We start from the raw sequence: 15,544 nt of genomic DNA on the forward strand, positions 1-15,544 counted from the left end.
GGCCTTTCATCTCGTGCAAAAAATGCGTAATATACGCCGCCTTGCAGTCACAGTATGGTCATTTCTTAACTCATGCGCATCGGACACCACCAGCTCAGAAATCGCCTGATCGCAGCCCCAATGGCAGGTATTACCGACCGGCCGTTCAGGACGCTGTGTTATGAGATGGGAGCAGGCCTGACCGTTTCCGAGATGATGTCGTCTAACCCGCAGGTTTGGGAAAGCGATAAGTCCCGCCTACGGATGGTGCACATTGATGAACCAGGTATCCGCACCGTGCAAATTGCCGGAAGCGTGCCTGAAGAGATGGCAGATGCCGCGCGTATTAACGTGGAAAGTGGCGCCCAGATTATTGATATCAATATGGGTTGCCCGGCCAAAAAGGTGAATCGCAAGCTTGCAGGTTCAGCCCTTCTGCAATACCCCGACCAGGTGAAGTCAATCCTGACGGCGGTTGTCAGCGCAGTGGACGTTCCTGTTACGTTGAAGATTCGCACGGGTTGGTCGCCGGAACACCGTAACTGCGTAGAGATTGCCCAACTGGCCGAAGACTGTGGCATTCAGGCCCTGACCATTCATGGACGCACTCGCGCCTGTTTGTTCAACGGTGAAGCTGAATACGACAGCATTCGGGCAGTTAAGCAGAAAGTTTCCATTCCGGTTATCGCGAATGGCGACATTACTGACCCGCTTAAAGCCAGAGCTGTGCTCGACTATACGGGAGCTGATGCTCTGATGATAGGACGTGCCGCTCAGGGAAGACCCTGGATCTTTCGGGAAATCCAGCATTATCTGGACACTGGGGAGCTGCTTGCCCCACTGCCTCTGGCAGAGGTCAAGCGCTTGCTTTGTTCGCATGTTCGGGAACTGCATGACCACTACGGCCAGGCAAAAGGGTACCGAATTGCGCGTAAACACGTCTCCTGGTATCTCCAGGAGCACGCTCCAAATGACCAGTTTCGGCGCACATTCAACGCCATTGAGGATGCCAGCGAACAGCTGGAGGCGTTGGAGGCATACTTCGAAAATCTTGCGTAATGAAATAAAGAGCTGACAGAACTATGTTCGAACAACGCGTAAATTCTGACGTACTGACCGTTTCTACCGTTAACTCTCAGGATCAGGTGACTCAAAAGCCCCTGCGTGACTCGGTTAAACAGGCACTGAAGAACTATTTTGCTCAACTGAACGGTCAGGATGTTAATGACCTGTATGAGCTGGTACTGGCTGAAGTTGAACAGCCACTGTTGGACATGGTGATGCAATACACCCGTGGTAATCAAACCCGCGCTGCCCTGATGATGGGCATCAACCGTGGTACCCTGCGTAAGAAACTGAAAAAATACGGCATGAACTGATACTAGTCAGTTATGTTATTGAATAAAAAGGCGCTACTCGGCATGGGATAGCGCCTTTTTTATTAATGTTTATACAGATGTTTATACAGTTTTGTCTGAACAAACAAAAAAGCACCAGAACAATACTGGTGCTTTATAGGGGATTAACCTCTTTCAACGCCTTAATTTATCTGGCTTTCGCCACTGATAGGGTGGCGCTTCCATGCGCTGGCGGTGCCGCTGTTTAGCGGCCAAGACCATAGCTGTTTTAGTGCGGATTACCAGCTTATCCTGCCCGTTAAGTTCATGGCCCAATTGACGTGCCATTTCGTCGATCACAGACTCAATTTTCTTGTGTTTGAGCATATTCAAATCCCGGTAAATTCGGCAAGTCGCTGCTTATGGCTATCGCTCATATCGAATGCAAAATCCTCGTGCTCTGCCTGGAATGTGCCGAACGCCATAAGCGCAGAAACCGCAGGGTCTATCTTGTTAGAGGATTTCTTTTTGTTGGGCTTGATATTGGCATTGGCGTCGGACTCCATCACCACGTTACCAATCGCCCAAGCCAGAACCGGATCGCCACGATGACGCACCACCTTGCGGTTAACAAAAACCTCAAAGGATTTCGCTACCGGGCTGAATTTCAGATAGGTTTGCGGGAACGGCTCCACATCGAGGCCAGCCCCCTGCAACTGAGTGCGCAAGTGTGTGGCGTTCCACGTATCAAAGCCCACCAGCCGGATATTGAATGTTTCAGCGTCGCGCAGGATATCGTCACGGATGCGGTCATAGTCGATACAGTCGCCGGGGGTGGTTCGTATCCAGCCCGCTTTTACCCACTGGCGATAGATGGCGCGGTTTTTGTTAGCAACGTTAAGTAGCTGCGCTTCGGGCAGATAGTGCCGGGTAAGAAGCCTGATCTCGCGTTCAAACGGGAAAGCGTAACTCACGCTGGTAATATCGCTGGTTGAGGACAGGTCAAATCCGGCGTAACACTCCATCCCGGCCAGATCTTCTTCGGCATAATCGAGTGCACAGGCATCCCATGCCCCAGCACCCATCCACGGTGTGGAACCCTGACACCAGATATTGAAACGCTTGGTCAGCATCTCCACCCATTGCGAAGGTATCCCCCGCGCTTTCTGGATGGTGGATTCCAGTTTCGCCGCGTCAACGGATACATGCAGATTAGGGTTTGCCTTGATCCACATTTCCGGCTGCTCAACCTCGCTTTCGTCGTCCAGCTCGTAGATCAGGACAAACAGCGAGTCATTGCTCTCTTCCCCGGCCAGAATCTGACAGCAGTAGTCATAATGCTGTTTACAGGCGGAGACAACGTTACTCCCGGCTGTCGTGATGGCGAACAAAATCGCCTCAGGACGTGCGCCCATACCTAGCTCAAGCGCGGAATAAACGCCGTTATCCGGGTGAAGGTGGTATTCATCGACAATCGCCAGGCTGGGGTTAGTCCCTTCAATGGTGGCCGCTTTCGCCGCCAGCGGCTTTAGCAGGCTGTTGCTCTTTGGGTAAATGACCTTGTGCGCCTGAATATTGACGCGCTTTTTCAGCGGTTTTGACAGCAGGCACATCTGGCGGGCATCGTCGAACACGATACGGGCCTGATCCCGACTTACCGCAGCCGTGTAGATATCCTGCTGGCCCTTCTCCATGACCAGAAACCAGTTAGCCAGCATAGCTGCCACGGTGGATTTAGCATTCTTGCGCGGCACCTCGATAAAGGCGCTGCTGTACTTTCTGCGTCCCGTCGCCCTGACCTTAAATCCCAGCAGGTTAGCAAAGGCGAACTGTTGCCACGGCTCCAGCTCGATTGGCTGGCCCCGAAGCGGGCCTTTGACGTGTGGACAGAGCCGCGAGAACGCAATAAACCGTTCTACGGTCGCCGTATCGAACTCATAACGGGGGTCATTCAGGTCTGAAAAGTACCTTCCCACGGCCTGTTTTACGCGCTTACAAGCTGGAATTTCACCCGTTTTTATCGCATTTGCGTATTCATTCCAGACGGTCAAGCTCGTCTTCCTCTTCCGTTTCTACCGGGTTACGGCGGCGGCTTACCGGATCAAAGCCCAGCAGCGACGACATTTTAATCATGATTTTTTCAGCATCGGCCTTTGCGCTCAGCGCCGGATTTCGGCTCTCACCGCCCTGGCTGTTAACAATGCTGAACCCACGGCTGGCAAGGTCTTCCACGGCTTTGCGGTACATCGAATAGTTGACGCAAAAAAGCTCAAGGTTGTTCCAGTCGGCGGGTGTCAGATCGCCACGCTCGGCCAGTTGCTTCGCTTTCGCTTTCCACTGCTGCGCGGCTAACTCATCAAGGTAAGCTGGCGGTTTTGGTGGTCTTGCCATAAAAATTTCTCGTTTCCATCGCATTTTATTTTCAAAAAAATCACCGTGCGTAAAAATTTGAGGGGGCGGGCGGTGCCTAGCACCTTGAGGTTTGTCCTGAAAACCTCCCCCACCCCGTCCATGCGACCTGTCAGCGGTTGCGGAAGCATTCCCGCAACTCCCGTTCACGCTCGCTCATACGCTGCACAGGCTGGCGCTCATTGCGTCTGCTTCGCCCCTGCATGAAGCCATCACGGCAGCGCATCAATGATCGGTACAGATTCACCACGTCTTTCTCATTCATTTCTGGCCTCATACATCCAGTCATTGCGATGGGCTGCACGCTCTTCCTGCTCTCGGTACAGCCCTGCCTTACGGTTCGCTTTGGTGATGGGGTCTTGCTGCGTGGTCTTCTGGTTATGATGCATCTGGCATAACGGCTGGTGATTCCACTCAGGCCAGAACAGAACATCATCACCGCCGTCGATAGGGATGATGTGATCGACAATCTTTGCAGGAACGTAGAGGCCCAGCTTCTGGCACTCGACACATAGCGGCTGACGTTTCAGATACTGAGCGCGGTACTTCTCCCATGATGCTGAGTAACCACGGGCGCGACGGTGGCCGCGTCTGGCACCTTCCGCCCGCCAGGCTTCCCGCTTGTGCTCATCGCACTTACCAGACTTCACCCGCTTATTGCATCCCGGCTCAGTGCACCGGCGCATTGGTTGCCACGGCATCAGTACACCCCCACATCGCGATACACAGACCACAATGCAGAGATAGCAAGGGGGATCTCTTTCGCCTCCACATCACTAATCATCGTGCGGTATTCGTACAGTTGGGAAACGTACATAAGGCATCCGATCTTGATGGCAGGAGTGAATTCCAGGCCAGCACCGAACCGTTTACCGATATGCTTCTGGCAGACTTCCAGTGACGCTTCGATGTATGCCTGAATCATTGCATCTTCATAGGAATCATCGTTATCGATGCGGCAGTGAAGTTTTGCCTCATCAAGCCCAATTAGTTCACTCACGGCTTAAGCCCTCCCTTACAAAGCAACTCCAGCCTGGTAGCCTTTTCATCAGGAATTGCCGACTGAATATCAAATGCTTTTGCATCATGTCCTTTCTGTTTCCAGATGATCCGGCTGGCGCTGGTTACGTCAGAGCGGTAACGTACCCACATACGAAATGTAACCTCGGACATTTCAGCACCCGCAGCAATCAGCTCACGGCCACTGATCCCCTTCACTTCTGCCCAGACTGTCGCAACGTCGTACCATTCCTGAATGACGCCACCAGAAGGGGTTCGGCTGGTAGTAAAATTCTGAATCGTGACGCGTTGCCTTAATCCTCCCGGCCTCATGACGCATCCTCCTTAGTCTCAGAACCGGTACTGACCTTCACTTCCTGCTTCCATGCCTGGCTGTATTCGTCGCCACCTTCACGCGGCGGCATCCCTTCGCGTTCGCGGGCTTCGTTCGGGTTCATGATCCCGTTCTTGATACCGCGCTCATAAGTTGCGTACCGTTCGGTTGGAGTGGCTCGAAGAAGATCGGCAGAGTCGAACTCCACCTGATAACGGATTCCGGGTACAGGCGATGCCACCAGCAACGCGGATTTAATCTGCTGCTCAAAGTTCGCCAACCACGGGCGCATTGTCATGGTAAGAAAGGCACGGCTCGCCTCACTAAAATTGCTGTAGGTGCTGTTGCTGTATTCCTGCAAGAAGATGGGAGAAACGTTAAACATGCGGGCAATATCTTCGATGGTGAAGCGCCGGGAGGCCAACCACTCAGCATCCTGATTGCTCATGCCAAGCTGCTTATAGTCCATGCCACCTTCAAGGATCGGCGTTTTACCGGCATTTCTGGCACCTTTGTAGCGCTCAAGCGCGTCCAGCGCCTGCTTACCCTTCACACTATCGAGCCATTCAGCAGTAGTGACTACGCCCGCCGCCATCATGCCATCTTTCATAATGCTGGCACCGTGGCGCTGCTGGGCCAGGCCTAACCCCAGCGCTTCACGGCAGATGGTGATCGGCGAGCGCCCCAGAAAACCATCATCGGTCGAGTAACGCAGGTGCAGAATCTCTTCCTGCAAGTAGGTGCGCACTGCCCCGGTAAACGGCTCAGTAACAGTGTATTTGTACTTATGCTGGCCGATACGCTCAGGAACAACCGCCCCCGGCGCATACGGATGCAGGGATTGCGGCTGGCCGTCACGGCCCCACTGGATCACCGCATAGGCGTTACCATTCAGTAGGCAATGACGCATCATCGTGCGCTTGAACTGGTAAGGCGTCTGGCAGTCGTTAGGTTGCTCATTCAGGAGAAAATCTACCGGATGATTACTCAACCACTCTCGCGCTTCTCGCCCGTTATCGTTGCGCACGCGGTAGAGATAGCAGGGCATTGTTGCCACTGCCTCACTGATAACTGACACGGCGTTCATCACCGCCGGCAGAGATTCCGCAGTACCAGCAGACACATATTCGCCTGATCCGGTATTTGGAATCCCTGCCATCGCCAGAAACTCATCAATCGTCATGCTGCGCTGTTCGGATGGCTCAGATTTACGGCCAAAAGGCCAGATATTCCACATATCACAGCCCCGCTAAGTCAGCCCAGCGTCGGCGGTTATCACCAGCACGGCGCAGTTCAGGATGTTGGGAGAACAGAGAACGGTGCGCAATTTCCACGCCGGACTCAGGGTAAGCAGGCATAGAAGTAACGGTGATCTCCCGCAGCTCGGCAGCGGTAACAGTGCGAATATACGGTGTAGGAGTAATATCCCAGGACTCTTTCAGCGCACGGAACCCGAAGCTCATGCCGGAAATGTCTCCACGCTCCACCAGCTCTAGCACATCATTGCCAAGTTGGGTGTTTGGCGGGGTCAGCTCGAAACGCAGCCCGGTATCATCTTCGGACAACACCAGCGTGCCGGATTTGGTACGCCCCAGCAGTTGGGTATAGTTATGCTCGTACAGTGCACGCACATCGCTACCGGATGCCAGGCTGTCTTTAAACGCCCCCGGCGCAAACTGCTCGCGGAACTCATCCCAAATCACCTCTGACAGGCTGTTCCAGCGCACGGCATAGCCCACCAGCTTTTTGTTGCTGGCGCTCAGTTCGGAGGTACGGATTTCAAAATCGATTGTTTTCATTGTTGGACTCCACAGAGGGCAAAAAGGGGCCGAAGCCCCTTAAACGTCAGATCAGGAACCTGAACCGGAAAGCTCAAGCACCTTGATGGCGTTGGAGTCCACCACGCCACCGCCCAGGTATTTATCGGTATGCACCTTGTAGAAACCAGGTTCGGTGATGTTGTCGGGGCGGGTACGCACGCCAGTAGTGTGATCCACGATAAAGTAACCGCGCTTAAAGTCCCCGACTGCCAGGAACGCTTCACCCGCAGCCGCATCAGGCATGGTTTCCAGATATTGAACCGGACGGCCAAGGAGGGTATCGGGAGAGTCAGCGACGAGACGATCACGCCAGATGTAATCCCCGTTGCCGTTTTTCAGCTTTTGCAGCGTAGCGGCAGTGTTGGAGTTCATCACCCATACGGCATTTTTGCGGTATTTGGCTTTCAGCTTATACAGCAGGTCGATCAAGCCATCAGAGGAAACGGCAGCAGCTTCCATCTTCTCCAGCGTGCCGAACGGACGGGTTTTATCGCTGGTGGCCGCACGCGGATAGGACAGGAACCCTTTGGATTTTTTATCACCGTCGCCGTTCACAAAGTCGGTTTCTTCGGTAGCAGTGAAGGTGTCGGTGATTTCGGAAGACAGCCAACCCAGAATATCAACTTCGGAGAAGTCGAGAATTTCCTGAGTGGTTTTCGGGTAGGCGTAGATTGGGTTGAGTTTGATATCAACGCGCTCCATCTTCGGCGTACTGGTTTCGGTACGTGCCTCACCTTCGGTACCACGATTAACGGTAGTGCCGCCCACAGATACCAGCTTCTGGTATTCGTTGGTTTTGGTGGTCTTCACCGTTGCGATGGAGCGCATCACGCTATCATCCTGCAACTGGCGCATAATCTCTTTGTCCAGCTCAGGGATAACGGTATAACCGCCGTCAGCCTGCACCAGCGTGGAGAGAGAACGGGTATCACCTGTCATGATGTAGTGGCGCAGCTCGTCGTTGCTTACTGGCTCACCTTCGACGGAAGTACCAGGCAGATTGCGCTGATCGTCGGCGACGGCTTCAAGGCGGTTAATTTCAACTTCAAGCGCATCAGCCTGGGCGCGGAGTTCGTCGAACTTTTTGCCTTCTTCATCGTTGAGGCTTCGCTTTTCGCTGTCAGCTTTTTCCAGCATGGAACGCATCTGGGTTTTGAGTGCGGCTTTCTGCTGGCGTAATTCAAGTAATTTCTTCATGGAGTGGTTTCCGTAACAATTAACGTTGAGACGTGAAACCAGCGCTTGGAGGGATGTCCACCTGGAAAGGAAACCGTCGCAGAACGGGAAAAAACCAGGTGGACAGTGGCGGCTCACGTCTGAGTGCCACTCTTCAAGATATACATAATAATCAATGAGTAAACACCTCTATGTTGTCGCAAACAGCAGCGAAAACAGGAGAACAAATAATTTACAAAGTTTGATAATATGAACGGGAAAAACACCACTTCTGGGGGATTTTATGGACTTCGATTTTGATGATATGGCATACCCGGATATTTTTTTAATTTCCGGCGAGGAGTTTAAAGGAAGCCGGAACACAGGAAAAAATCAGGTAGATATCCCGTTTACTGACGAACCGCAAATTGAATTGGGAGATATTCTGATTCAGAAGATTGGAAGCCGCGAGTTAAGCCTTAAAGTTGTCGATCTTTCAATATCAAAGAATGGAACGTTGAACGTGGGTACAACGCATCCTCACTTACTTACGTTATCCGTAGAGAACCTTTCTTCCGACGCACACAGGACAGCAAAGAGCATGAATACTTTTAATATTGGCTCCGTCAGTGGTGAGCAAGTTCAAATAGGTGAAAGTAATCATATGCTGGTGAATATCAGTATTACTGAACTTGTCGAGAAAGTAGCTAAATCTGGCGATCCACAGGCCAAATCAATGTTGAAACAGTTACTGGGAAATAGCACCGTTGCCAGTATCGTTGGCGCTGGCGCTTCCGCGCTGTTAGGTCTGCTTTAAAATATGGCCTGGGAAAACCAGGCCACTAGCCTACATGGCAGGATGATTATTCTTTATCCAGCCCCCACTGATAGAAAGCCCAGCTTGCCGTTGATTGTGCGCTATGGATAGCGTTCTCAAGGCCAGAGGTTGGGTACGACAAATCAGCCGCCATCCTCTGTAGAAGATCGAGGTAAGCGCTGGCGTCTTTCGACAACTCTTGCCCCTCTTCTTCCAACCCAGACTGGTACGATTCCAGATCAAGTTTTTCAGAAGTGACAAAAGCGCTCAGAGCCAGAAAATCCGTCACCGTAATCTCATCTTTATTTGAAAGCTCATCAACGGCGCTGTAGAGAAACTTAAGATCGCTCATATGCCCGTTATCTTTGCCAATCAGTTTCATTAATGACCTCTTTATTTTTCACGTATATATACAAAACTATGTTGGTTCAGTTAGTTCAGTTGGTTCAATTTGTAAAGATGTTTGTTTTATAAGGATTATTTTCCGTTGAGTGAACCAACAAAGCCCCGATTTGAACCAACATTGGGTATTTTCATGTTGGTTCAGTCCATGAGGTTCTAAAATGTTGGTTCAAACTGCCTGTTTGTTGGTTCAAAACTGCTATTTGTTGGTTCAGTGTTGGTTCATTTTTTTGACATTAAACCCATATAAAACAGCCACATGAACATAACCAATAGACACTGAACCAACTGAACCAACTTTAATAACCCTCACATGTGTAATTTATTCTTCTCCATCTTCCGCAACCTGGTGAAGCACATAAACGTTGATTTGACGCCCATCAATACGCGGGGATTTCTGCTGGTATCCACGCCCGCTGGACGGCTCAGAAAGCAAGCCAGCAGCGGCAAGCACGCGGGCAAACTGCCTGGCGTTAAAGCCCTGAGCTATCTCCTTCTCAAACGTTGCGGGGAACGTATAGAACACCAGCGGCGCATCATCATGGCTGCTTTTGCGCTTTCGATACCCGGCCAGATCGCGAATCGGCATACTGGACGGATCATAGGGCAACGGTGCAAAGCGGCTTAAACCGTAGGCATTCAGGAACGCCTCGCACTGCTCGATGATCTGTTGGTGCTCTTTGTTACCCGTGCCGAACTCTTTCACCCAGGCGTTAAAGCTATGCTGGATAGCGTCACGGCTGGCCTGTTCGCCCCATCCGGTGATTGATGCACCAGTTACCAGCGCGGCTTCGAGGATTGCAAAGCGTTCGGCCACGCGGTGTACCTGCTCCCCGTAATCGGCCGGGATGAGGCCGCGCCAGCGCGCTTGCGCGTCACGCACCGCCTGTTTAGCCTCCTGCTGGTTAGCTGCCAGCCATTTAACCCACTCACGCCCCGCCGCCCCGTGGTTATCAATCCAGGCTTCTTTCAGTGCGTCAGCATGAGCCTTGCCGTTTGGCAGACCGTTAAAGGCCGTCGATTTCTCCATAGGGATGTTGAGCAAGCGCACCAGTTGGCCCGCTTTCACTTTCAGCCCACCAGCAGCCAGGAAGGTTTCAATATCCATTTCCCCGGTACTGATCGCCACCGTGCGCCAGCGTTTAAGCTCCCGGTTGCCGCCTTCTTTGGCTCCCTGCAACTTCCCGGCACCGTTAAACAGGGTATAAGCAGACGTGGCAACATCTTTGGCACTGCTGCCCTGTCCTACCTCATCAAGCGGTAACAGGCTGTCGTTGTGCGCCTCCGCTTCGTTTGCTATGCCAAGCGCAGTACCGTACCAGGTAAGCCGCAACGCATCAGGCTCACCCCACAGGCTGCTCGCAATATTGGCGGTAGTGGTCTTACCGGCGCTCGACTGCTCGAACAAATGGACACCGAAACCGTCAGCACCCACCAGGCCGATAAGCGGAGCGGATAGTGCCGCTGCCACGCCCAGCATCATGGAAGGATTGCCCCCGGCCAGACGGGCGACGGAATCCCGCCAGGTGGCAGCAGTACCAGCAATGGCATACCCGGAAGATGCAGCGCTGCGACCGTTAAAGAGAATGGGCGTCTCTGGATCACCAATCACTTCACCATCAGGCATGATATATGCGCCATGATGCCAGCCAGTGGTATGGGTGATAATCCATTCCCGATCAGTGCCGCTTTGCTGCAACCAGTCGGCCAGAATCGCCCGGAAGGTGCTTTTAGTGGTCACATTCACCCCACCAGCTTTAAGTGAGCGCCAGCCGTCGCGCTCACCGATATCAGCACAGGGGATCGCCCTAGTAGTATCTTCATGGCCACGCGGCGAACGCCAGCGCAAAACAAGATAGCGCTCTGTCCCGTCACTACCGGAGCCGACCACCTCAAGAGGCGAGCACAGCCACGTTTCGTTATTGATGATCTCGCCACTATCCTTGTCCACCTTTGGCGTGATCCAGTACAGGCCATCGCTGCGACTCTCCACACGGGGTTTAAGTTCATCACCCGGTTCAGGCTTTGGCTCCCGTTTTTTCACAGGCAAGTTCACCACAATACTTTCCCCGCGTTCGGCCTCTTCTTTGAGACGTGGAAGCCTGCCCGTCCAGTCCTCCTTCGGCTGAGGCTCAAACATGCCATTAAACAGCCGGGCCTCTTTCACATCCGCCAGCGCCAGTTTGGTTGCGATAGTGCTTATCTGCATTTCGGAAAGCTCGCCAGCGCGGATCACACGAACACTGCGACGGCCGTTATCAACGATGTTTAATCGTTCCAGTTCTGCCAGTTGCCTTTTGCCCAGATAAACAGGCGGTACATCATCCCATGCCCTTTTACCTTCGCTCTCGATCCAGTGCTGCACATGTGAATAGGCATCTTCACCCGCAAAAATAATCGCCTCGGTAAATTTGTCTTTCGGCAGGAATTTAATATTCGGGGCATTCTTCATCTTCATCAGTGCAACACCTTATTGGACATATCCGCGCCCAGGTCTTCATGCAGGTACTCAAGGTGGCAGCTTTTCACTATCTGCAACCCCATTTCGTTAATATCGCCATCGTCGGTAAAGCAGGTCAGCAGAATATCCCGCAAACGCCTTAACCCCTCATCGCGCCCGAACTCTTCAAAGCAGCCAAAAATCATATACTTCATCAATACGTTTTCAGTTACGCGCGGCTCCAGCGTGAAGCGATAGCGGGCCATATACTTATCGCTTTCCACCAGCAAGGTTGCCGAACCGGTTTCCGCTATCTGGTGAGCAATACAGGTTTCGGTCAGTTTGCGGAACAATGGGCCTATCACTTCAAAAATATCGGTCATTGCGGGATACCTCCGCTCATCTGAAATTTGCCAAGTAATGGGTGATACCAGTACGCCGATCCATATTTGCGCTTTGCGCTGCGCAGAACCTGCCTCGCCACCTCTCTGAACTTGTTATCCGGCGCGATAAAGCCACCAGCTTTCATTCTGACCAGCATCACGCCCGTGTTTTTTGCCAACTCTTCGGCTTTTTTCGTCGATATGCCGAACTCAGCCGCCAGCGTAGCGACCGGAGCCATACCGGGGGGAATATCGCCCCCCTGGCTTTCGGTGAGTGTGCGCACCTGCTGTTCTAGCTCCAAGACTCGGTTAACCAGCAAATCGACACGTTTTTCCAGTTCGATAAACTTCACATTGCTGATCATTGTTTTGCCCCCTGCGATTCAGGGTCTGAAAAAGTAGAAATATCCAGTGAATTTGCCAGTTCGTCAGAAAGGCGTTGAGCCAGGCCAGTTAAACTCATTACATGGATACGCTCTTCCTCGCCCCTGATAGTCGCAAGGTAAGCAGCACATGACAGAAGCGCAGCAACCTCTTGCGCCAGTAACAGCAAATCTTTTTTGCTGCGGTAGGTGTAAAAGTTACCCATTTAGCACCCCCGTTGAGTTCTGCTCGACCATGCTTGCCGCCAGCTGATCCGATACTCGTCTAGCCAGGCTGATAAGGTTTTCCCGCTCAACATGATCAACGTCGCATTCTTCGACAACCATTAATAAAGCTGCCAGTTCACACGCTATCGACGTGGTTTTATCCGTTAACTCACGCATGGCGCACCTCCTGAATCGCGGCACTGTCGAACTCCCAGCCACGGCGGGTGGTGTAATCGAAGAACGCAACGCGGCAAGGAGCCTGAGCGCGAATTTTGGCGGCAAAAACTAAATCCCAGCCGGGAAAAGCAGCGCGGGCTTTATCTTCCGTGTCAGCATCAAAGCGAAGCACTACTGGGGTGCATTCGGGAGTGTGATCTGGGGTTGCCAGGAATAACCATGTAAATTCCGGACGAGTTTGGGTAGACTGATTGTCAGCCATAACTGTTACCTCACTTAACGGTTTGGTGAGACGCCTCGGTACTGCTCGAACAGTCCGGGGCGTTGTTTTTTTAGATAGCACCGTGTTAAGGTGTGTACCTATTAAAGAAAACAGTACGCCAATAGGTACGCACATGTCAACACCCATTAAACGAGATCGGCAACCAAAAGGAGCGGGGAAAGCACCAGCGTTCCAGATTCGAATCCCCCCCGAACTTAAAGAGCAATTTGAAAAAGAAGCCCAAGCAGAGAGTGTTAGCCTCGCAAATTGGATGAAGGAATTAGGCCGGGAAGCCCTCCGAAAGAAAGGTATTGAGCCAAAAGGCTGAATAAAATCAGCGGGCGCAGAATTGCGCTGGCTCATTCTTTGACCACCAGCGTTAACCCTGGTATGCTTAATTTGTTTCGGTTTTTCGTAGTGACATTGGCAGCTCTGCAAAGCTGCCTTTGTTTTATTCAGCGTCAGCATTCGGCACCTCCGGCAATACACCACCAGCGATCAGTTTCTTCGTTAACCACTGCTCACCCTTCCCCGTCAGCATCGTTGTGAATGAGGCTCTTACCTCGCCATTCGTTTCATACGTTCCATGGCGAACGGCAAAATAACCGCTATCGATATAACGCTGCATAGGCAGGTTGTGGCGCTGGCCGCCATTGATGAGAATCCCCTGTTGCCTCATCCAGCCGAATAATTTGATGGGGCCAAGCCCTAAGGCTTTGGCATAGTTGGGAATGGAAATACCCTTGTTGATCTCCGCCACGCGATCAGCGAAATCAACCTTTGGCGCAGCGGCCACCAGCCGGTTTTCAAGTTCGCTTGCCTTTTCTGCCAGGTCAGCAGCAAGGCGCAGGGCTTCCGGTAACGTCTGGGGGATATTAGCGGCGGCTTTTGCCTGGCGTTCGCAGTTGATGAAGTAGCGGCGCACCTCCCGCCCTTTTTCGTTGCGCTCAACCATTGCCAGCTCTTTACCCATATCAATAGTGATCAGGTAGTCATGTTCCATCTGCTGCCGAGATTTTGCGCTCGCCCGTTTTGGCGTGCTCAAACTTTCAACAATGATGTAATCGACTCCAGTAGTGAAGCCGTACTGGCTAATACGCCCTTTAATCCAGTTAGTGAAATCACGCCCAACGCCGAGAAACGCATGGAGTTTTTTAGCACTGACCAGCGATACCGCCACGCCGCCAATATTTCCGGGGTTAACCGGAACCAACTCATTTAATTTTTGCATAGCACCCCCTTTACGCGGATTTACGGTTGTAAGGGGTGTTGACGTTCTCAACAGCAGGCGGATTGCGAACCCACCAAAGAACATCTGACAAAAGCCAGGCGCAACTATTACGGCCAAAGTGGCAGCGTGGCGGGAATTTACCTTCGTTCTCCATATACCAGCGGGTGGAACGGGAAAGGCTGGTTATTTCAAAACATTCATTTTCACGAATACGACGATCAAACTTAATTCCGTACTCTGCCAGAATGTTGCGGCGTTGCTCAGGTGTTGGCGGGGTAAAAAGAGTATTTGACATGCTTCCTCCACTTCACACATTCAGAAGGACACTTTCCTAACTGTTCTTGTGTTGTGGAGGAATATTGATATCTACATCATCTTACTGATACAGAAGAAAAAAAATCATTTCCTACGCCTATTTTTTTGCTCAATCAACCTCTCCCGGATTTCTCTCTCAAACTTTTCCAACGAAAAATTTGCAAGATTTTTTTCGAAAAAAGGCCGAATAGTTTCACAGAGTTTCTTTTCTCCGACTGATAGATCAGGGAAAATCGAACCGGCAATTACACTACTGCTTATCCTGTTTCCTGTAATTTTTTGCCAGCAGAACAGGTCAGCATAGGGGAAGATTCCATAACTTATTATCTTCCTTCTGGCTACTTCCCAAGAATTTATTGATAGTTCATTATTTGGGTCTGGAATATTTAAGGAATTTCGCCATGATGAAAGCAAAGATGATAAATCTTCAATTAAAAATTCATCAGGATAACGTAAGTCCAATTTAACAAAAAAATCATCCCCGAAGTTATCAATCAGATTAATGCAGTCAAACAGCCCCAAAGTATCAGTATCATCATATTCATCAACTACTTTTTTAGAGTGCATTATTTTGAATATATCGTGACGTTGTAAAGGCTCAATCAGCATTGACGAACCAAGCCGCTTACCTGCATTTGAGTTATTTTCCTGCATATCGGATTGCACGTAATCAACACCTGCAAAGGCATCCTCACTATATTTTCTGTCAGCTATTGGATTAGACATTATTATTTTCAAATCATCTTCATCTATCCATTTATCATAATCTGCGACCATATAATGACGCATTAATAACTGATTAAAAAACTCTCTATCATCTAATGATTCAAAAGTTTTATATTTCCCTATATCGAAATACTCCGGCAAATCGCTTTTCTTGTTAATTAACATATC

The 15,544-nt window shown here is 51.2% G+C and carries 24 protein-coding genes; 4 read left to right on the forward strand and 20 right to left on the reverse strand.

Annotated features, from left to right (window positions below):
- Positions 1 to 72: 72 nt before the first annotated feature.
- On the forward strand, positions 73 to 1,038 hold the full coding sequence (gene dusB / locus KTH07_RS18245; RefSeq protein WP_015572023.1) for a tRNA dihydrouridine synthase DusB: 966 nt from the start codon (positions 73 to 75) through the stop codon (positions 1,036 to 1,038).
- Between the two features lie 23 nt (positions 1,039 to 1,061).
- Positions 1,062 to 1,358: a DNA-binding transcriptional regulator Fis gene (gene fis / locus KTH07_RS18250; RefSeq protein WP_000462905.1), complete on the forward strand. Its 297-nt coding sequence runs from the start codon at positions 1,062 to 1,064 to the stop codon at positions 1,356 to 1,358.
- A gap of 153 nt (positions 1,359 to 1,511) precedes the next feature.
- Here fis and KTH07_RS18255 read toward each other — a convergent pair whose 3' ends face one another.
- The 10 genes from KTH07_RS18255 to KTH07_RS18300 form a co-directional block, all read right to left on the reverse strand.
- Positions 1,512 to 1,703, reverse strand: coding sequence for a hypothetical protein (locus KTH07_RS18255; protein WP_001549737.1), 192 nt, complete (start codon positions 1,701 to 1,703; stop codon positions 1,512 to 1,514).
- A 2-nt stretch (positions 1,704 to 1,705) separates the two neighbouring features.
- Positions 1,706 to 3,367: a terminase large subunit gene (locus KTH07_RS18260; RefSeq protein ID WP_217310810.1), complete on the reverse strand. Its 1,662-nt coding sequence runs from the start codon at positions 3,365 to 3,367 to the stop codon at positions 1,706 to 1,708.
- Positions 3,351 to 3,707, reverse strand: a complete 357-nt coding sequence (locus KTH07_RS18265) for a phage terminase small subunit P27 family (protein ID WP_000113647.1) — start codon at positions 3,705 to 3,707, stop codon at positions 3,351 to 3,353. Before KTH07_RS18265 ends, KTH07_RS18260 begins: the two co-directional genes overlap by 17 nt.
- Positions 3,708 to 3,837: 130 nt before the next feature.
- Complete coding sequence (locus KTH07_RS18270) at positions 3,838 to 3,990, reverse strand: hypothetical protein (protein ID WP_001547822.1); 153 nt, start codon at positions 3,988 to 3,990, stop codon at positions 3,838 to 3,840.
- Positions 3,983 to 4,426: an HNH endonuclease signature motif containing protein gene (locus KTH07_RS18275; RefSeq protein WP_217310812.1), complete on the reverse strand. Its 444-nt coding sequence runs from the start codon at positions 4,424 to 4,426 to the stop codon at positions 3,983 to 3,985. Before KTH07_RS18275 ends, KTH07_RS18270 begins: the two co-directional genes overlap by 8 nt.
- Entirely contained in the window at positions 4,426 to 4,725 is a 300-nt protein-coding gene (locus KTH07_RS18280; protein ID WP_001547824.1) for a head-tail connector protein, read from the reverse strand. Before KTH07_RS18280 ends, KTH07_RS18275 begins: the two co-directional genes overlap by 1 nt.
- A complete protein-coding gene (locus KTH07_RS18285) occupies positions 4,722 to 5,057 on the reverse strand; it encodes a phage head closure protein (RefSeq protein WP_004150961.1) in 336 nt (111 codons plus the stop codon). The genes KTH07_RS18280 and KTH07_RS18285 overlap by 4 nt, the downstream gene beginning before the upstream one ends.
- Positions 5,054 to 6,295 carry a phage portal protein gene (locus tag KTH07_RS18290; RefSeq protein ID WP_161647787.1) on the reverse strand — a complete coding sequence of 414 codons (1,242 nt, stop codon included), beginning with the start codon at positions 6,293 to 6,295 and terminating at the stop codon, positions 5,054 to 5,056. The genes KTH07_RS18285 and KTH07_RS18290 overlap by 4 nt, the downstream gene beginning before the upstream one ends.
- A gap of 1 nt (position 6,296) precedes the next feature.
- Complete coding sequence (locus tag KTH07_RS18295) at positions 6,297 to 6,857, reverse strand: HK97 family phage prohead protease (protein ID WP_001547826.1); 561 nt, start codon at positions 6,855 to 6,857, stop codon at positions 6,297 to 6,299.
- A 51-nt stretch (positions 6,858 to 6,908) separates the two neighbouring features.
- Positions 6,909 to 8,075 carry a phage major capsid protein gene (locus tag KTH07_RS18300; RefSeq protein ID WP_217310814.1) on the reverse strand — a complete coding sequence of 389 codons (1,167 nt, stop codon included), beginning with the start codon at positions 8,073 to 8,075 and terminating at the stop codon, positions 6,909 to 6,911.
- 262 nt (positions 8,076 to 8,337) lie between these two features.
- Here KTH07_RS18300 and KTH07_RS18305 point away from each other — a divergent pair, with 262 nt between their 5' ends.
- Positions 8,338 to 8,850 (forward strand): hypothetical protein, encoded by a 513-nt coding sequence (locus KTH07_RS18305; protein WP_217310816.1) that lies wholly within the window; start codon positions 8,338 to 8,340, stop codon positions 8,848 to 8,850.
- A gap of 46 nt (positions 8,851 to 8,896) precedes the next feature.
- Here the strand turns inward: KTH07_RS18305 and KTH07_RS18310 are convergent, their stop codons facing one another.
- The 7 genes from KTH07_RS18310 to KTH07_RS23620 form a co-directional block, all read right to left on the reverse strand.
- Positions 8,897 to 9,232: a hypothetical protein gene (locus KTH07_RS18310; RefSeq protein WP_217310819.1), complete on the reverse strand. Its 336-nt coding sequence runs from the start codon at positions 9,230 to 9,232 to the stop codon at positions 8,897 to 8,899.
- Positions 9,233 to 9,574: 342 nt separating this feature from the next.
- Positions 9,575 to 11,710: a DUF927 domain-containing protein gene (locus tag KTH07_RS18315; protein ID WP_217310824.1), complete on the reverse strand. Its 2,136-nt coding sequence runs from the start codon at positions 11,708 to 11,710 to the stop codon at positions 9,575 to 9,577.
- On the reverse strand, positions 11,710 to 12,075 hold the full coding sequence (locus tag KTH07_RS18320; RefSeq protein ID WP_001549749.1) for a hypothetical protein: 366 nt from the start codon (positions 12,073 to 12,075) through the stop codon (positions 11,710 to 11,712). The genes KTH07_RS18315 and KTH07_RS18320 overlap by 1 nt, the downstream gene beginning before the upstream one ends.
- Positions 12,072 to 12,440, reverse strand: a complete 369-nt coding sequence (locus KTH07_RS18325; protein WP_217310829.1) for a hypothetical protein — start codon at positions 12,438 to 12,440, stop codon at positions 12,072 to 12,074. The genes KTH07_RS18320 and KTH07_RS18325 overlap by 4 nt, the downstream gene beginning before the upstream one ends.
- Positions 12,437 to 12,664 carry an aminotransferase gene (locus tag KTH07_RS18330; RefSeq protein WP_217310831.1) on the reverse strand — a complete coding sequence of 76 codons (228 nt, stop codon included), beginning with the start codon at positions 12,662 to 12,664 and terminating at the stop codon, positions 12,437 to 12,439. The genes KTH07_RS18325 and KTH07_RS18330 overlap by 4 nt, the downstream gene beginning before the upstream one ends.
- Positions 12,657 to 12,842, reverse strand: a complete 186-nt coding sequence (locus tag KTH07_RS18335; RefSeq protein ID WP_023293263.1) for a hypothetical protein — start codon at positions 12,840 to 12,842, stop codon at positions 12,657 to 12,659. Before KTH07_RS18335 ends, KTH07_RS18330 begins: the two co-directional genes overlap by 8 nt.
- Positions 12,835 to 13,251, reverse strand: coding sequence for a host cell division inhibitor Icd-like protein (locus KTH07_RS23620; protein ID WP_310591349.1), 417 nt, complete (start codon positions 13,249 to 13,251; stop codon positions 12,835 to 12,837). Before KTH07_RS23620 ends, KTH07_RS18335 begins: the two co-directional genes overlap by 8 nt.
- Here KTH07_RS23620 and KTH07_RS23510 point away from each other — a divergent pair.
- A complete protein-coding gene (locus KTH07_RS23510) occupies positions 13,238 to 13,432 on the forward strand; it encodes a hypothetical protein (protein WP_024194847.1) in 195 nt (64 codons plus the stop codon). The two genes, KTH07_RS23620 and KTH07_RS23510, sit on opposite strands and share 14 nt — an antisense overlap.
- A gap of 123 nt (positions 13,433 to 13,555) precedes the next feature.
- On the opposite strand, the gene KTH07_RS18345 is transcribed toward KTH07_RS23510, so the two are convergent.
- The 3 genes from KTH07_RS18345 to KTH07_RS18355 all read right to left on the reverse strand — a co-directional run bounded on the left by KTH07_RS18345 (position 13,556) and on the right by KTH07_RS18355 (position 15,541).
- Positions 13,556 to 14,335, reverse strand: coding sequence for a phage antirepressor KilAC domain-containing protein (locus KTH07_RS18345; protein WP_217310834.1), 780 nt, complete (start codon positions 14,333 to 14,335; stop codon positions 13,556 to 13,558).
- A gap of 10 nt (positions 14,336 to 14,345) precedes the next feature.
- Positions 14,346 to 14,630 carry an AlpA family transcriptional regulator gene (locus KTH07_RS18350; RefSeq protein WP_115615118.1) on the reverse strand — a complete coding sequence of 95 codons (285 nt, stop codon included), beginning with the start codon at positions 14,628 to 14,630 and terminating at the stop codon, positions 14,346 to 14,348.
- Positions 14,631 to 14,734: 104 nt separating this feature from the next.
- Complete coding sequence (locus KTH07_RS18355; protein ID WP_217310835.1) at positions 14,735 to 15,541, reverse strand: DUF6387 family protein; 807 nt, start codon at positions 15,539 to 15,541, stop codon at positions 14,735 to 14,737.
- Positions 15,542 to 15,544: the final 3 nt, after the last annotated feature.

The sequence above is a fragment of the Enterobacter cloacae complex sp. ECL72 genome (genome assembly GCF_019056635.1).
Classification (GTDB): domain Bacteria; phylum Pseudomonadota; class Gammaproteobacteria; order Enterobacterales; family Enterobacteriaceae; genus Enterobacter; species Enterobacter hormaechei_C.

Bases quoted from the DNA above. Each gene is read 5' to 3' on its own strand.
- dusB (WP_015572023.1), top strand. From the start codon at position 73: ATGCGCATCGGACACCACCAGCTCAGAAATCGCCTGATCGCAGCCCCA.
- fis (WP_000462905.1), top strand. From the start codon at position 1,062: ATGTTCGAACAACGCGTAAATTCTGACGTACTGACCGTTTCTACCGTT.
- KTH07_RS18255 (WP_001549737.1), bottom strand. From the start codon at position 1,703: ATGCTCAAACACAAGAAAATTGAGTCTGTGATCGACGAAATGGCACGT.
- KTH07_RS18265 (WP_000113647.1), bottom strand. From the start codon at position 3,707: ATGGCAAGACCACCAAAACCGCCAGCTTACCTTGATGAGTTAGCCGCG.
- KTH07_RS18270 (WP_001547822.1), bottom strand. From the start codon at position 3,990: ATGAATGAGAAAGACGTGGTGAATCTGTACCGATCATTGATGCGCTGC.
- KTH07_RS18275 (WP_217310812.1), bottom strand. From the start codon at position 4,426: ATGCCGTGGCAACCAATGCGCCGGTGCACTGAGCCGGGATGCAATAAG.
- KTH07_RS18285 (WP_004150961.1), bottom strand. From the start codon at position 5,057: ATGAGGCCGGGAGGATTAAGGCAACGCGTCACGATTCAGAATTTTACT.
- KTH07_RS18290 (WP_161647787.1), bottom strand. From the start codon at position 6,295: ATGTGGAATATCTGGCCTTTTGGCCGTAAATCTGAGCCATCCGAACAG.
- KTH07_RS18295 (WP_001547826.1), bottom strand. From the start codon at position 6,857: ATGAAAACAATCGATTTTGAAATCCGTACCTCCGAACTGAGCGCCAGC.
- KTH07_RS18300 (WP_217310814.1), bottom strand. From the start codon at position 8,075: ATGAAGAAATTACTTGAATTACGCCAGCAGAAAGCCGCACTCAAAACC.
- KTH07_RS18305 (WP_217310816.1), top strand. From the start codon at position 8,338: ATGGACTTCGATTTTGATGATATGGCATACCCGGATATTTTTTTAATT.
- KTH07_RS18310 (WP_217310819.1), bottom strand. From the start codon at position 9,232: ATGAAACTGATTGGCAAAGATAACGGGCATATGAGCGATCTTAAGTTT.
- KTH07_RS18315 (WP_217310824.1), bottom strand. From the start codon at position 11,710: ATGAAGATGAAGAATGCCCCGAATATTAAATTCCTGCCGAAAGACAAA.
- KTH07_RS18320 (WP_001549749.1), bottom strand. From the start codon at position 12,075: ATGACCGATATTTTTGAAGTGATAGGCCCATTGTTCCGCAAACTGACC.
- KTH07_RS18325 (WP_217310829.1), bottom strand. From the start codon at position 12,440: ATGATCAGCAATGTGAAGTTTATCGAACTGGAAAAACGTGTCGATTTG.
- KTH07_RS18330 (WP_217310831.1), bottom strand. From the start codon at position 12,664: ATGGGTAACTTTTACACCTACCGCAGCAAAAAAGATTTGCTGTTACTG.
- KTH07_RS18335 (WP_023293263.1), bottom strand. From the start codon at position 12,842: ATGCGTGAGTTAACGGATAAAACCACGTCGATAGCGTGTGAACTGGCA.
- KTH07_RS23510 (WP_024194847.1), top strand. From the start codon at position 13,238: ATGTCAACACCCATTAAACGAGATCGGCAACCAAAAGGAGCGGGGAAA.
- KTH07_RS23620 (WP_310591349.1), bottom strand. From the start codon at position 13,251: ATGGGTGTTGACATGTGCGTACCTATTGGCGTACTGTTTTCTTTAATA.
- KTH07_RS18345 (WP_217310834.1), bottom strand. From the start codon at position 14,335: ATGCAAAAATTAAATGAGTTGGTTCCGGTTAACCCCGGAAATATTGGC.
- KTH07_RS18350 (WP_115615118.1), bottom strand. From the start codon at position 14,630: ATGTCAAATACTCTTTTTACCCCGCCAACACCTGAGCAACGCCGCAAC.
- KTH07_RS18355 (WP_217310835.1), bottom strand. From the start codon at position 15,541: ATGTTAATTAACAAGAAAAGCGATTTGCCGGAGTATTTCGATATAGGG.